Consider the following 15,456-nt stretch of genomic DNA (forward strand, 5'->3'; position numbering starts at 1 on the left):
CTATTGATTATAAGCATTATAGGCAATACAACTTCAATCTATAGATTAATCTATGTCTTTGGAAACCAGGTCAAGAATGGCTTTTACTTCTGGCTTGCAACTTCCACACCCCTGTCCTGCCCCTGTCTGTTTACATACTTCCCTGAAATCTGTCAGACCGGAAGCAATACATTTTTCAATATTCCCTTTTCCCACATTTCCACAGGAACAGACCAATTTGCCTATCAGTCCCTCTTTCGAAGATTTTCCTCTCAGAAGCTCCTTCCTTTTATCAGAAAGTTCTGTCTGATTTTCTATCAGCTCCTTGAATTCAGCAAATTCGGATTTATCCCCCAATAAGATGGTACCAACCAGTCTGTCCTGAAAGACTATGCATTTTTTATAATAGGTCTGAGCTGAATCCATCAAAATTATTTCTTCATATCCTTCCGTATTCGCCGGAATTTCAGGAATTCCGATAGAACAAAGTTCAAGATCAGAAATTTTCAGGATATTCATAGGCACTGTTCCAGAATAAAAGCTGAGTCTGTCTCCGTTGATAAACCTGGCAGCGATGTCTGCATGTTGCTCGGCAGCTGCAGTAATCCCGTTTAGCTTTTGGTTGAATTCCGCAATTTCCCCCAAGGCAAATATATCCGGATCTGAACTTTGCATGTAGGCATTTACTTTAATTCCCAATCCGCAATCCAAGCCAACTGACTTAGCCAATTCTGAATTGGGTCGGGTACCGATAGCATATACAGCTGCATTGCATTGGATGACTGCACCGCTTTTCAGGCTGATTTCCATGTTTTTCTCATCAAGTTGAGCAACCCTGTCCACCTGATTGTTGAGAAATAGCCTTACCCCCATTTCTTGAATCTGATTTCTCAAAAGGGCACTGGCAACTGGGTCTAATTGCCGCTCCATCAGCCTTGAGGCCAACTGAATGATGGTCACATCTATATTAACTTCCCGTAAGGAAGCCGCCAGCTCCAATCCTAATAATCCTCCGCCAACTATCATGACATGACCTTTACCTTCTAGGTAATTGACAAGCTCATCCGCATTCCCCCTGCTTCTCATCGTGAAAATTCCAGGCAGGTGGGCCGGAGCATCTGAAGGAACAAAAGCCCTACTTCCTGTTGCCAAAATAAGAATATCGTAATGATGGATCTTTCCCCGCTCGTCAGTGACAGTCTTTTTATCCCTGTCTATAGCAGAAATGCCATTTGAAACGTATAGATGGACATTTAGCCCTTCAAGTTCTCCGGATTTGAATTTCTGAAGATCCTCCCAAGTCTTGTGTCTGCTCACATACTCAGGTAATAACACCCTGTTGTAAAAAGGAAACTCCTCCTTTGAAAAACAGTGGATTTCATCCTCGCCATTCAATTCCCTGTAAGTCTGTATAAACCTGTAGGCCGCTGCACCTGCTCCCACAATGACCACTTTTTGCCTGGGTTTGGAAAATTTGGCTACCTGCACAGCAGAAAATTTAAAATCCGGTTGTTTGGAAATCGGATCTATTGAATTGCCTGTGAGGTTATTGGTCTTTGCAAAATCTTCTTCCAAAATCTTACCCCAGTGCATGGGAAGAAACACAACTCCCTGTCTGATACTTTTGGTTAGTCGCGCATGAACTTTCACCTGTCCTCTCCTTCCAGAAACGATAACTGTCTGTCCTTCTATGATTCCCCTTTCCAAAGCGTCGTATGGATGGATTTCAAGGAAAGGAAGTGGAATATGTCTGCCCAGTTTTTTGACCTTACCGGTTCTGGTCATGGTATGCCACTGATCTCTGATTCTTCCAGTGGTCAGAATCAGTGGGAAATCCGGATCGATAGCCTCATTTTGAGAAGTATACTGAGAAGGTAAAATACGCGCTTTTCCATCCGGGTTATAGAATACCTTATCTTCAAAAAGCCTTTTTGACGGTTTATCCGATGGATGGATAAATGGCCATTGAGCAGTTCCTGTTTTTTTTAGATAGGAATAATCCAGCCCGGAAATATCAATATTGGTTCCTTTGGTAAGTGCCGCATGTTCACAAAATACCTCTTCAGCTCCATTGAAGTCAAAACCCGAAAAACCCATTTGCCTGGCAAACCTGATCAGTATCTCTCCATCCGGCAAAGCCTCTCCTGGTGCCTCAACAGCTTTATTAAGGTAAGAAATCCTCCTTTCTGAATTCGTCATGGTCCCTTCCTTTTCGGCCCATCCGGCTGCTGGAAGAACCAAATCTGCATAAGGAATGGCTTCATTGTTGACAGAAATGTCCTGAACCACGACAAACCTTGCCTTTTTCAGCGCTTCTTTTACCCTGACAGAATCAGGAAGGCTGACTATGGGATTGGTGCAGATTATCCAGATGGCCTTAAGTTTATCCTCTTCTATGGCCTCTATCATCTGTGTGGCTGTAAGGCCCGGCTTGTCGGGCAAGCTTTCTACACCCCAAAAATCTGCAACTTCCTTTAGATGTTTCGGATCAGATAGTTTTCTATGGGCTGAAAGCAAGGTCGACATTCCGCCCACTTCTCTTCCTCCCATGGCATTTGGCTGACCTGTGAGGGAAAAAGGACCTGATCCGGGTTTGCCTATATGGCCTGTAATCAAGTTCAGGGCGATTAGCGCAAGGTTTTTATTCACGCCATCACTGCTTTGGTTCAATCCCATTGCCCAGAGGCTTAGAAATCCTTTTGACTCCCCAATATAAGCTGCTGCCCGTTTGATATCCCTTTTATTTACCCCACAGATTTCTGAGGCCTCTTCCAGGCTTTTCTCCAAAACCTGATTCTTGTAAGCTTCAAATCCCTGTGTGTGCTCAGTGATAAACGTCCAGTCAATGTCCCCTGACTCTATAAGACATCTACCAATTGCCTGCAAAAGGACTACATCTGTGCCGGGGAATATCTGTAAGTGAAGATCTGCCAATTCACAGGACTGGGTCTTCCGTGGATCGATCACAATAATTTTTGTAGCAGGATTTTTCTCCTTATGCGCTTCAATTCTTCTCCAAATGATCGGGTGACACCATGCTGGGTTTGCTCCTGCAACCAGAAAACAATCTGCCAATTCAATGTCCTCATAGCTTACCGGAACACTGTCCTCCCCTAGTGTGAGGTTATAGCCTGCTACCGCAGAACTCATGCATAACCTGGAATTGGTATCCAGGTTATTGGTTCCCAAATATCCTTTCACCAGTTTATTGACCAAATAATATTCCTCAGTAAGGCATTGTCCGGAAACATAAAAACCAACTGAATCCGGACCATATTTTTTGATAAAAGTCCTGAATACTGCCGCTGCTCTTTGTAATGCCGTATCGAAATCAACCCTTTCCAAAGGATGGTCCTTTCCCCATCTCATCTGTGGAAAAAAAAGCCTGTCCGACTTATCTTCCACTACATAGTGAAGGTTCATGCCTTTAGAACACAGCATACCTTTATTGACAGGATGATCCTGATCGCCTTCCACTTTTATTTTGCCTTTGGCATCTTTGTGTATGACTATACCACAACCGACACCGCAATAAGAGCAGGTACTTTTAAATTTTTCAGGTTTCATGACTCCATCAATTTAGATCTTATTTTTCCATCAGATAGGCAGGGGCAACCTCCATATTTTTTTCGGCAATGGAATTGATGAGTTCTTCGGATGCTTCTTGCTCATCTTCTTTGCTGAATCTGATCAGAAATGAAAAAACAGAAACTAAGGTTACCGTAATGCCCAAAATGGCAAGTGCATCTGAATAGCTAAGGGATTCAGACTTGAAGAGAAATCCTGCCAAGACCGCACCTGTATTGCCACCTGCTCCTACTATTCCTGAGACAGTACCAATGGCTTTTCTGTTCACAAAAGGAACCACAGCGTAAGTCGCCCCTTCAGCCATCTGTACAAAAAGGCTAAATACAATCATGGAACCGATCGCAAATGGTAGGATATTTATTTGGGAAAAAAGTACCAGTGACAATCCTTCGGCAAGAAGTACTGCGCCAAGTAGCCATACCCGGCCTTTTAGCCCCCAGTTCATTCCGGCTTTATCCCCAAAAAAACCTCCCATAGACCTGGCGAATAGGTTCATCAGTCCAAACAAACCTGCAATTAATCCTGCTGTCTTGAGGTCAAGCTCAAAAAAATCATGGAAATAAATTGCTCCTATATTATTGATGGTCAATTCTACACCAAAGCATGCTCCGTAAATCAGAAAAAGCAACCACACCCTGTAGTCTTTTGAAACAGTGGCAAAGCTTACTTTGGAAGCTTTCTTTTCCACTTTATCCGCAAAATCTTCCTTCTTGAGGTCTTTTAAATTTCCTTCAGGCAGATCCGTAGTATGACGGTAATACAGAAATCCGCAAATTACCATTAATATTCCAGGCACTACCATGGCCAACCTCCAAGCTTCCTGATCCAGAAACCCTATGGACACAAAACCTGCAAAAATAAGTGGCATCAGCATTTGGGTTACCCCACCTCCAAGATTTCCCCAGCCTGCGGTGGTGGCATTGGCAGTGCCTACCACATTTGGAGCAAACATCATAGAAGTATGGTATTGGGTAACCACAAAGCCTGCTCCTATTACTCCTATCATCAGCCTGAAAACAAGAAAGCTCTCATAGCTGTTGCTAAAGCCGATCAACATGACCGGAATAGCTCCCAATATCAACAGGTAGGTATAGGTAATTCTAGGCCCAATTCTATCAAGAAGCCATCCAATAGCAAGACGTGCAAAAATGGTAATGGCAACCGATGAAATGATGATGTTTCCGATCTGGAATTTGGAAAGATCTAGCTCTTCTCTGACTACCGCCATCAAAGGCGCAATACCAAACCAGCCGAAAAAACACAGAAAGAAAGCTATCCATGATAAATGGAAAGCTTTCATCTGTGGTGTACGGAAGTTTAACAGGTTAATTGATGTTGCTTTTTTACTAGAGGTTTTCATAGTTGTTGTGGTTTATGGTTAGAGATCTGGAAAACCTTGGGTTATTGTTTATTGGCTAAAGCATTGGCAATGTAATCAATATTTTTAAGTAATCTAAGTATTATTACTTATTTTAATAAAATTCATGTCAGTATTTTTAAGTCATATTACTTATTTGTACTTTAAAAACTTGAATTAATTAAAGAAAATGGAGACATTTACTTATATTCATCAGATATCCTAAAATCATGGAATTATCATTTTATATCTTATCAGGGGGAAAAAGTAGCCGGATGGGTGAAGACAAAGGGCTTGTAGAGGTAAATGGAGAAAAAATGGTAAAGCAAGTTCTGGAAAAGCTTAAGTCTATAGGACCTCAGATCAAAATCATCACTTCGAATAAGGCATATAAAAATCATGGCTTCCCCCTATTGCCTGATGTAGTTCCAAATAAAGGTCCCATGGGCGGTTTATTAACGGCATTAAAAGATTCTCCCACCTCAAATGCATTTATAATAGGTTGTGACATGCCCTTGATTCCTAAAGAAGCTTATCTTCATTTGATCCGGTCTCATCAGGAGGATAGAATTACAGTTGCAAGTATTGGAGGCATACCCAACCCATTATTCAGCATCTATCCCAAATCCCTTGAATCAAATGTTGCAAGTCATGTTGCAGGTGAAAAATTAAAAATGATAGATTTCATCAGGGACAACAAACATGAGGTAATTCCTATGGAAAATTCCCTAGATTTTGACGAGTCCCTTTTTAAAAATTTCAATACAAGGGAGGATTTGGAATCATAAGTATCAAATTCCCCATCCTCCTTTTATTATATTCTAAATTTTGAAAATTATCAAAACGTCCTTACCAATTATAGAAATATGGGTCAATCCATGTTCTTTTTGTCCCATTTCCAACCTTTATATTTTGAAAGTCCAGGTGTTTTCCCTGTAAATAGCTTACCTGCTTCCTCGTCCCCTTTTAGCTGCCACTTGTACCAATGTGTGGCCACCCTGGCATAGTCTCCTCCGTGGGGCTGGGCATAAGTACCTCCATGGCCTACGTCCAGATTTCCTACAAAAACAGGGACATGGTTAATGCGATCAAAATCGTCCATTCCATTGCGATAGGCAATATCTGATTCCCCACCCAAAAGATACAGTGTGGGTACTTTGATTTTATCAAGCTGATCTTTGTTCACTTGCGGCATGCCTGGCATGCCTGCACCTGGATTAGGCAATATTCCACTGTTGAACACTCCTACCGTGGAAATCCGGGGATCGTCTGCCACTTCAAGTGTTTGAAGACCCCCGCAGGACATTCCGCTCACTGCAATTTTTTCGGTATCCAGCTTTTGATAATAAGGGCTTTCCGGGTCACTGTTTTGAGCAATCGCCCAGTCAATCGCTTCCAAAAGCTTGAGTGACTGGGAGCGAACATCTGTTTGTTTGGGCATATTCCCTATTGCTACTACCAAAAATCCATGAGAAGCCACTTCATTGAGAAAGTTAACGTGCTCGAAGGGTGAATCGAAACAAGCACCATTTCCCCAGGCAATGATAGGGAGCTTATTTTTTTTACCAAACTTACCCATATCCTGTGGCTTAAAAACAGTATGGGTTGGCAATGAAACTTCTGTCAACATGATAGCAGGGAAGTCACCTGTTCCTCCTTCCTCTATGATTTCAGAAAGTGTACTTTGGAACTCCAGGTTTTTGGTAAAAAAAGGAAGTGCCTTGGTCTGAATTCTTTCTGCAATACGGTTGAGGTGATCCCCTTCATAGCTTTCGTAAACATGGGGAATTTCATAAGCCTCCAAGATGCCATGAAGTGTTTTTGTAGCTTCACTGATCCCTCTGTCCTGTAGACCTGCATCAATCGCAATGGCTTTTAGTCTTTTAAGATGAAAGACATATTGGTCAACAAAATTCAGCGTTCGGTTAGCAATGATTTTATTGATCACTTCCTGTCTTGCTTCTCCATTTTTGGCAGGAAGATCCAGGTAAAATGGTGGGTTTTTAGGATTGGGTGCAAATGCTGCAGAAGTGGCCAAAGTAGCGATCTCAAAGAAATTGGCACCATCCAGGTCCTCAACGGTAAAGTTTTCCAACTTGGCCATAAGCGCTTCTTCAGTGCTGGCTCCGCCATCCATGCAACAAGGGCTCATGGCATAAATGGAGGAAAATACATCAGGGTATTTCATTCCCAGTCGCAAAGTACCATATCCTCCCATGGAATGTCCGGCAAGTCCCCTACTTTCTTTCTTGGCAATCGTCCGATAATTGTCATCTATGTGACTGACCAATTCTTTGGTGACAAATGTTTCCCAATCGCCTATGGTCACTGAACTGGCATACATACTTCCCTTAAACCGGTTATATGCATTGGGCATCACTACAATCATTTCTTTGGAAAGTCCCTCGGCAAGGGATTCCTCAATTACAGTTTGGAGGTTGATCCAATGATCCTCCCATCCAAACCATTGGGCATCAGTATCTGTAAATCCATGAAGCATATACAGGACAGGATACCGGCTTTCCGGATTGGAATTGTAAGAAGGTGGTAAGTATACCGTTACATCACGCTCGGCAGGGTCTCCAATTAAATTCCCCTCAAGTGCTGTACTGTGGATTTGAATACGTTCTTTGTGCCCTTTTTGGGCAAATACGGAGTAATAAGCCAGACAAATCAATAGGCTTGATAAAAAAAACTTTTTCATAGGTTATAGCGCTTAGGTTTGTGTAGAGATTATATTGTCTCAATATGTGAAAATAGGAAACAGAAACACAAAGTCCTAAAAAATCGATTATTAAACTAAACCCAAAAGTCATTTTTAAGAAATCAAATATCTAAGTACCTTAAATCTCCGTTAATAAAATCAATAGGTATTCAGATTTATTTTACTTCAATCTCATTTAAATTTATCATACTAATTTCCAATGATTTATAATGTTTGATATTTCATCCAATGAGTTGGTGATTGACAGCAGACCTCTTGATGGTTCTGCTTATTTCTTTGAAATTGCCAAAGATTAAAAAAAAACTCCCCAAAAAAGGGGAGCTCTATTCGGTAAAAAGGTTGCTTATTTTTTAGAAGCTTCCAATGACTCTTTTCTGAATTCTTTCATTAGTTTGGTCAATTCCAATGTAGCTTTACGCGCTCTGGTTCCGGCAGCTTTGTTTCCTTTTTCTGCCTGTAATTCTGCATCAGATTTAAATGATTCAAACTCAGCGTTGATTTTTTCAATTAGACTTTTCATATATAGTGTGTTTTATGTTAAAAGATAAAATTAATAATTAATACCAATACAACTAATAAATTTTAAGCAAACTACATACCGTAAAGCCTTTTTTTACGGTATTCTTCAAAAAAATTCATTTTTCATAAGTCTTCGATTCTTTGCATTACTAGATAAATATACCTTTAAAATTAAAAACCTCTAAAACAAATTCACACAACTCGCTGATCAATAATTTCTTATAGATTAAATACTGGCTTTAACCTTACCAAGACACAACAAGAAGCTCAAAAGGAGCTTCACTTTTTAAAATTCCCAATCCACCCTTGATATTGGTAAATACCTGAACAGGTTGTGCAAAGGGGTCACCATCCGTGTAATTTTGAAGATTAAATGTACTTTCATAAAGAAAATAGCTTTCTGAAACTGATTTGAGGATAACATAAACCTCTACACTAAACCCTTCAGGTAATTCCCATTCTTGTCTTGAGAAAAAACTTCCGGAGGTGATGATTTCCATATCAAAAGTCCTACCTTCAAATAGCCTGTCATTAAATAAAATAGTATTCCAGCTATATTCCTGTTGATATACAGGGTCTTTTGGTCTTAAGCCAATGGGATGGATCTGTGATTCAACCCGTTCATTGCCACTTTGATCGGTATAAGTATAAGTTCTTTTTTGATAAGCAGTAATTTCATAAAAGTTCTCACCCACAGGATCATCAAAAATAATACTGATTTCATCTTGCATAACCCCTTCACCTGAGAAAGCATTCCGGACTATAAATTCCCTTATAGGCACTAATTGAGGGACAGTTTCAATCAACTCAATGACTTCATATTCGGGCACATTTACCATAATGGTATAAGTTTCAGACTCCTCCAGAGTAATATCTTTATTGCCATAAGTTTCAGAGGTCACACTATAAGTTAAAGGAAAGGTAGAAGTAGCAGTTTTCAGGCTTACTTCAGCATTTGGAATAATATTAAATCCGGAGTTATTATCTAAAATATGTCTGCTAAAAGTCAATCTCACTTCTGGAGACTGACCGGCAGTCAGCTTGGAAACTACCGTGACATTCGGTCTTCCAAAGGGAATGTCCACATCGACTACTGTTTCACAGGATATAAGAGCCAAAAGAGCAAAAAGAAGATGTACGTATTTTTTCATTTCAGCTTAGAATTTAAATGAATAAGAAAAAGAAGGAATCATCGGAAACAGACTGTACTGAACGATTTTTCTGTTTCCTGACCTGTCAAAGCCTACATCCATAAAAAATGGATTTAACCTATTGTAGGCATTGTATATACCCAAAGTCCATTTTCTCTGCCCCCAACTGGTATCTTTCCACCAGCTAAAACTTAAATCCAGTCTATGATAAGCCCTGTATCGAAAGTTATTCCGGCTTTCATAAAACTCAATCTGGGTTCTCATTGGAGTACCCCAGCGATTTGAAAATGCACCTTCATAGCGCTGAGTGGGAAGGGAAACGGCATTACCGGTCCCGTAAACCCATACCAAAGAAAAATCTCTGTTTTTCTTCCAATCATGGGTAAGGGCTATGCTGATATCGTGCCTCCTGTCATATTTGAATGGGAACCATTCTCCAAAATTTATCTCATCAAACCTTCTTTCGGTATTGGACCAGGTATATCCTACCCATCCTGAAACCCTACCCACTTTCTTTTGAGCCAGCAATTCTATACCATAACTCCTCCCCTCGCCTACAGCCACTTTTTCCTGCCAATCCTGATCAATATTGAGGTAGGTAGCCCCATCTCTGTATTCAATCAATCCGTCCATGGTTTTGTAGTAGGCTTCGGCACTCAACTCAAATCCTTTGAAAGTCTTGAATGCCCCCAAAGCAAGCTGCATGGACTGCTGAGGCCCTATCTGTGGAGTAGCCGGTACCCAGAGATCTGTTGGCAGGCCCAAACCTGCATTGGTCAGCAGGTGTATGAATTGTGCCATGGTCACAAAAGAAGCTTTGATTGAAGTACTTTCATCAAGAAGATACCTGGCAGCCAACCGTGGTTGTAAAGACCTGTAATGCTCCCCATCGGTCAAAAATCCTGAATAATGGAGTCCCACATTGGCCTTAAGTCTGCTTGTGATATTGATATCGTCTTCTACATAAAAGGCATACTCTGTTGAATTCAGTTCTTCGGAGCCCAAGACCATATCCTCATCTCTCTGCGTGCTTTCGCTGGCATAGACTCCAGGCGAAAAGCGGTGCAAAATGGCATTCCCTCCAAACCTGACGTAGTGGTCAGGGTTTGGAACATATTCAAAATCTGCTTTTGCAGCCCAATCGCGGATCCCGGAAAAATACCTCTCCGCATAAAACCGCTTTTCTGAAGCTCCTGCTCCGGAAACTTCTTGTTCGTATTCACTAAAAAGATCAAAATTATAGCGACTATAGGTGAAAGTATAATTGGCAAAAAGCCTGCTATTGATAATATTGTTCCAGCGCAAAGCAGAAATGAAATTCCCCCATTTTAGTCCAAACTCATCACGATAATCTGTCCTTTGGTTATTGTCTACATAAAAATTTCTACTTCTGGCGTATGCTTTATCATCTCCGGAATAAACGCTCAAATAAAGCCTGTTCTTATCATTGACAATATGGTTGACCTTGCCATTGAGGTCATAAAAGTAATATCCTACAGATTCATTTCCTGATGTAGCTGCCTGAATGATCGGTCTTGCAAGAATATCCAAATAGGTCCTTCTTGCTGAAAGTATAAATGAGGTTTTATCTTTTTTGATAGGACCTTCCAGCGTCAATTTAGAAGCAATTATCCCAATAGAGCCTTCTCCTTTGAACTCCTGCATATTGCCTTCCTTCATGGTGACATCAATAACTGAGGAAAGCCTGCCTCCATACCTGGAAGGAAAGCCTCCTTTGATCAACTCCACATTGTTGATGGCATCTGCATTAAAGACAGAAAAGAAACCAAATAAATGCGAGGCATTGTACACAGGTACTCCGTCCAAAAGGATAAGGTTCTGATCCGGCCCACCTCCCCTTACATACAAACCACTCGCTCCCTCAGTACCGGACTGCACTCCGGGAAGTAATTGTAATACCTTAAAAACATCCACCTCTCCCAAAAGAGCGGGAAGCTCTTTGATCTGTTTGATGGGAACATTGATCGTTCCCATTCTGGTGATTTCCTGAATGGGGTCTACTGCGTCAGAAGTAACGACGAATTCATCCAACACTCCATCTGCCGCCAACTGCACATTGATGACTGTATCTTTGGTGACGGACATGTAAATTCTCTGAGTTTGAAAACCTACAAAACTGAAGAAAAGGTCTACGCTGTCAGCCGTGGTCGTATAAGAATAAAAACCAAACTGGTTGGCCACAGCTCCTTTTTTTGAAATTTTATCGTAGATGTTAGCACCTATTAAAACTTCACCTGAAGCAGCATCCTTTACATTTCCACTGATGGTAATTTTCTGAGCATTGGCCAGGCTTATAGCAAAAAACACAAAGCCCAACAAACAGTAAAATTTCTTCATATAATAAAATAAAAAACAGAAATAAGAATACTTCCCAATTTTAACTAAAAAAAATGGTAGTAATAAAATTTATCAGAAAATTTTAACGATAATTTGGAGTTCCTTCATCATAAATTATGAGTATACGCTTCATTGTACGTAGCAATAGATTGTTTTGAACCAGTTCTATCTGCTAAATTCTAATCAAAATTTGATTATGAAGCTACTTTTTCTCCCGATTTTCGGGACAGGCTTTGATGAAAAAGTAGCCAAAAAATCAAGAATTTCGAATTCCCGAGAAAATCGGGACAGGCTCTATCCACGCTCAAGGCCTGCGCTGGCCCGGTCGAAATTCATCCCACCCTCCAATACCCAAATTTACTGTTAAAAGTAAAGTTGGCGGTTTGGATCTTAAGGTTTAATGTGCAAGGATCCGGATATTCATATCATAAATAAAAGCAAACTGACATTTAAAAGGCCCGAAATTATTTTCAGGAGAAAAAGTTTGTCCTGTATCGGAATCAATATGTGCAGTATCGGACAAGCACATTTAAAGAATACCTGCGACACGCGTTCTGAGCAGCCTTATTATTATTGGCATAGTTGATGGTATTATATGTACTACCAACTATTATAGTCTTACAGTAAGAAAGTAGGATAATGGCCACCTAAGGAATACTTGATATGTGAGTTTAGGCACACTCTACCATCAAAATTTATCCTTTAAGCCCTTCAGGAAAAGTCATGCCTCTCTTTTCCGAAAAGTTCTTTTCTAGAGGTATTTAGTTTAGTTGATAAAAAAGACAGAGGGAACTTCCTTCTGTCTTTTTATTTTTAATAACAGTGGAATTCACGGTCAATCTATATAAAAATTATTATCCAATTAATTTATGAAACCTCAATAAAAAACTAACTTTTTCATCAAAACTGTTTTTTAAATTTAATTTTTATTCTATGTTTGTAGAACAGGATCTATAATACTAGAATATGAATCTTTCAAATGCTGAAGAGCAACTAATGAATCTGATTTGGGAAAAAGGAAAAGCCTTTATGAAGGATATTTTGGAATCCTATCCTGAACCTAAGCCTGCAAGTACCACAGTTGCCACCCTACTCAAAAGGCTACAGGAAAAAGGGGCAATTTCTTTTGAAGTATATGGCAATTCAAGAGAGTATTTCCCTTTGGTGGAAAAGAGTGACTACTTCTCCAAAAAAGTGAATGTCATGATCAAGGATTTTTTCAATGATTCACCGGCTCAGTTTGCCTCCTTTTTTGCAAAAGAAACTGCATTGAACACTCATGAACTGGAAGCCTTAAAAAACATCATAGAAGAACAATTAAAATCCCAAAAGCCATGATCATATTTATCTTAAAGGCCACGATTTCATTGGCCATTTGCTATGCTTTTTACCGCCTTCTGCTGGTCAAAGAAAGCATGTATACCTTCAACAGGTTTTACCTGATTTTTGCCATCTGCTTTTCCCTGATTGTCCCATTTCTTCCAACACCATTTGATATATCCATCAAGGATAGCTTCTTCCCTGAAAAAGCCCTGTTGGCCTCTGAACAATATTTGGAAAACAACGCTGAGTCAGTTTCTTCCCAGACTTTGTTGGTCCAAGCCCAAATTAAAGCTGAACAAGTGACTTTGCAGGAGGAAAGACAATTTAACTGGGCTAATCTATTCGTAGGCATTTACCTAGTTGGTTTTACCTTCTTTTTGCTCAGGTTTATAGTTCAATTAAAACAGCTGATCAGTTTGGCTGGAAAAAATCCAAACATCAAGAAAAAAGAATGCACCTATGTTTTGTTGGAGCAAAATATACTTCCTTTTACCTTTTTGAACTTTCTATTTCTCAATAAAGAAGCCTATCAAAACAAAATGATCGAGGATGAAATCATCTATCATGAACTAGTTCACATCAGGCAAAAACACACATGGGATATTTTGTTGGTCGAGTTGATGAAAATAATCTTTTGGTTTAACCCATTGCTTTTCATTTACAAAAACGCCATACAGCTCAACCATGAATTCCTCGCTGATGAAGCCGTCAATCGTAAATTCAAAAACAAAACTGCTTACCAATGGCTACTTTTCCACAAAGTGGCCGGACAAGAATCCCCTCTCTCCATAAGCAGTGCTTTTAACTTCTCATCTACAAAAAGTAGATTGGTAATGATGGGGAAGTCGAGTTCGGCATTGAAGATAAAAGCACTTCAATCTTTTAGTATTGTGCTCTTGGGATTTTTGATGATTTCTTTATCTTCAAGTAAGCCCTTTGGTGTAATGAAAATTAGTTCAATAAAGGATTACGAAGACTTGCTTTCCCAAGGCTTCCGAGAGGATAATCCTTACCATTTGGACCTGGAAAAACTGGACCTGCCATCACTCAGAAAAGCCTATTTGGCCTTGGATGAAAAGGAAAAATACAAGGTCACTGAGTTTCCGTTTTTTGATGAGATTACTTTTGAAAAATTGACAGTTTTACAAAAAGCCCATCCGGAGATTAAAACTAGAATTTTGTATTTAACTCCCCCAGATAAAAAGTCTATCAAACCTGAAGTTTACGAGCAATGGAAAAAAACCAAAAACATCACTTTAACCATCAACGAAAAAGAAAGCTCTATCAAATCATTGGAGAATTACCAAGCGGATGACTTTGCGATGTTTATAGTCAGGGAAACAGATAAAAAAGGTTTTTTAAGAAAAGCATCCTATAGCATTGACTTAATGACTCATGAATATTACCACGGTAAGCACCACAAAGCCACCAAGAAAATCGGTATAATCCAGGCTGAATACCCTAATTCCGATATCGTTCAGGTCAATTATCATATCAAACATTTGATTGAAAATGAAGGAAAAGTTTCCAAAGTCTTTCCGGACAACTATGAAGCTTCTATTCTTCATCATCTTAAAACTTTAGATCCTGCGACAGTAGATATCCAAAAACAGATCAAAATAAATTATGAGCCCGCTAAAAGCTTTTCAATCATCCTAAGAACAGCCGAGAATAAGGCCATCACCATAATGAATTTGCCCAGCATTTGATGCTGGGCAATTCACTGGATCAGGTATTTATTATCATTTACAATCCCTCACTTTCGAACTTGGAGCCATCTCTGGCTTCCAATTTCTCTGTTCCTTCTTCAGTTTCGAACAGTAAGGAAGAACCTGTACCCATTCCAATTATAGTCCGCATTGCTTTTTCAGGTTCTATGTCCAAAAATTTCAATTGTGATACGGGAAAATGATAAATATTTCCATTCATAGGGTTGGGGGCAGTAGGTACAAAAACAGTGTAAATATTTTCAGAAACAACTTCAGTCACAAATCCTGTCATCAGTACACCTGTATTGTAAGGATCCAGCAAAACTACCTGACTGAAGGGCATTTTTTTGGCTCCGGAAAATTGAATTACGATTTCCTGTAGTGTAGAATAAAGCGGTATTTGGAGCAGATATTTTCTTTCAAAGGTCTTAAAATACCTCCTGCTTCTAGTATCCCTGGTAATCAGTCCAATAAGGAAAATAAATGCGACCAGAATCAGCAATGACAGTACTTTGATAAAAAAGGCATGCGATCCTGAATTTTGATCCAGCAATGCACTTATTGGCTCTACCAAATTAAAAACAAACTTAAATATCAAGGAAAGTAAAAAAAGAATAATGATAGTTGGCAAAACCAATAGCAGACCCCCTATCAAAGTCTGAATGAAAAAACTTTTGGTCCATCTTTTCTGTGCTGAACTTTCTTCTGATTGAGTTGGCGCTGTATTTTCCATTTGGGTTCATGTTT

10 protein-coding genes are annotated in these 15,456 nt (G+C 39.7%); 3 read left to right on the forward strand and 7 right to left on the reverse strand.

Annotated elements, in window-relative coordinates; all coding sequences use genetic code 11:
* Window positions 1–45: 45 nt before the first annotated feature.
* Both EGN73_RS11105 and EGN73_RS11110 read right to left on the reverse strand, forming a co-directional pair.
* Window positions 46–3,546, reverse strand: a complete 3,501-nt coding sequence (locus EGN73_RS11105; protein ID WP_219289566.1) for a nitrate reductase — start codon at window positions 3,544–3,546, stop codon at window positions 46–48.
* A 19-nt stretch (window positions 3,547–3,565) separates the two neighbouring features.
* On the reverse strand, window positions 3,566–4,927 hold the full coding sequence (locus EGN73_RS11110; protein ID WP_219289569.1) for a NarK family nitrate/nitrite MFS transporter: 1,362 nt from the start codon (window positions 4,925–4,927) through the stop codon (window positions 3,566–3,568).
* Window positions 4,928–5,154: 227 nt separating this feature from the next.
* Here EGN73_RS11110 and mobA point away from each other — a divergent pair, with 227 nt between their 5' ends.
* Window positions 5,155–5,712 carry a molybdenum cofactor guanylyltransferase gene (gene mobA, locus EGN73_RS11115; protein WP_219289572.1) on the forward strand — a complete coding sequence of 186 codons (558 nt, stop codon included), beginning with the start codon at window positions 5,155–5,157 and terminating at the stop codon, window positions 5,710–5,712.
* Between the two features lie 83 nt (window positions 5,713–5,795).
* Here mobA and EGN73_RS11120 read toward each other — a convergent pair whose 3' ends face one another.
* The 4 genes from EGN73_RS11120 to EGN73_RS11135 form a co-directional block, all read right to left on the reverse strand.
* Window positions 5,796–7,628 (reverse strand): alpha/beta hydrolase-fold protein, encoded by a 1,833-nt coding sequence (locus tag EGN73_RS11120; RefSeq protein ID WP_219289575.1) that lies wholly within the window; start codon window positions 7,626–7,628, stop codon window positions 5,796–5,798.
* 364 nt (window positions 7,629–7,992) lie between these two features.
* Complete coding sequence (locus EGN73_RS11125; protein WP_219289578.1) at window positions 7,993–8,169, reverse strand: histone H1; 177 nt, start codon at window positions 8,167–8,169, stop codon at window positions 7,993–7,995.
* Between the two features lie 244 nt (window positions 8,170–8,413).
* On the reverse strand, window positions 8,414–9,319 hold the full coding sequence (locus EGN73_RS11130; RefSeq protein WP_219289580.1) for a DUF4249 domain-containing protein: 906 nt from the start codon (window positions 9,317–9,319) through the stop codon (window positions 8,414–8,416).
* Between the two features lie 6 nt (window positions 9,320–9,325).
* Entirely contained in the window at window positions 9,326–11,677 is a 2,352-nt protein-coding gene (locus EGN73_RS11135) for a TonB-dependent receptor (protein WP_219289582.1), read from the reverse strand.
* 966 nt (window positions 11,678–12,643) lie between these two features.
* Here EGN73_RS11135 and EGN73_RS11140 point away from each other — a divergent pair.
* A complete protein-coding gene (locus tag EGN73_RS11140) occupies window positions 12,644–13,015 on the forward strand; it encodes a BlaI/MecI/CopY family transcriptional regulator (RefSeq protein WP_219289584.1) in 372 nt (123 codons plus the stop codon).
* Window positions 13,012–14,709, forward strand: a complete 1,698-nt coding sequence (locus EGN73_RS11145; protein ID WP_219289586.1) for a M56 family metallopeptidase — start codon at window positions 13,012–13,014, stop codon at window positions 14,707–14,709. The genes EGN73_RS11140 and EGN73_RS11145 overlap by 4 nt, the downstream gene beginning before the upstream one ends.
* 37 nt (window positions 14,710–14,746) lie before the next feature.
* Here the strand turns inward: EGN73_RS11145 and EGN73_RS11150 are convergent, their stop codons facing one another.
* Window positions 14,747–15,442, reverse strand: coding sequence for a DUF502 domain-containing protein (locus EGN73_RS11150; RefSeq protein WP_219289588.1), 696 nt, complete (start codon window positions 15,440–15,442; stop codon window positions 14,747–14,749).
* Window positions 15,443–15,456 lie beyond the last annotated feature (14 nt).

The sequence above is a fragment of the Arthrospiribacter ruber genome (assembly GCF_019343195.1).
In the GTDB taxonomy this organism is placed as follows: domain Bacteria; phylum Bacteroidota; class Bacteroidia; order Cytophagales; family Cyclobacteriaceae; genus Arthrospiribacter; species Arthrospiribacter ruber.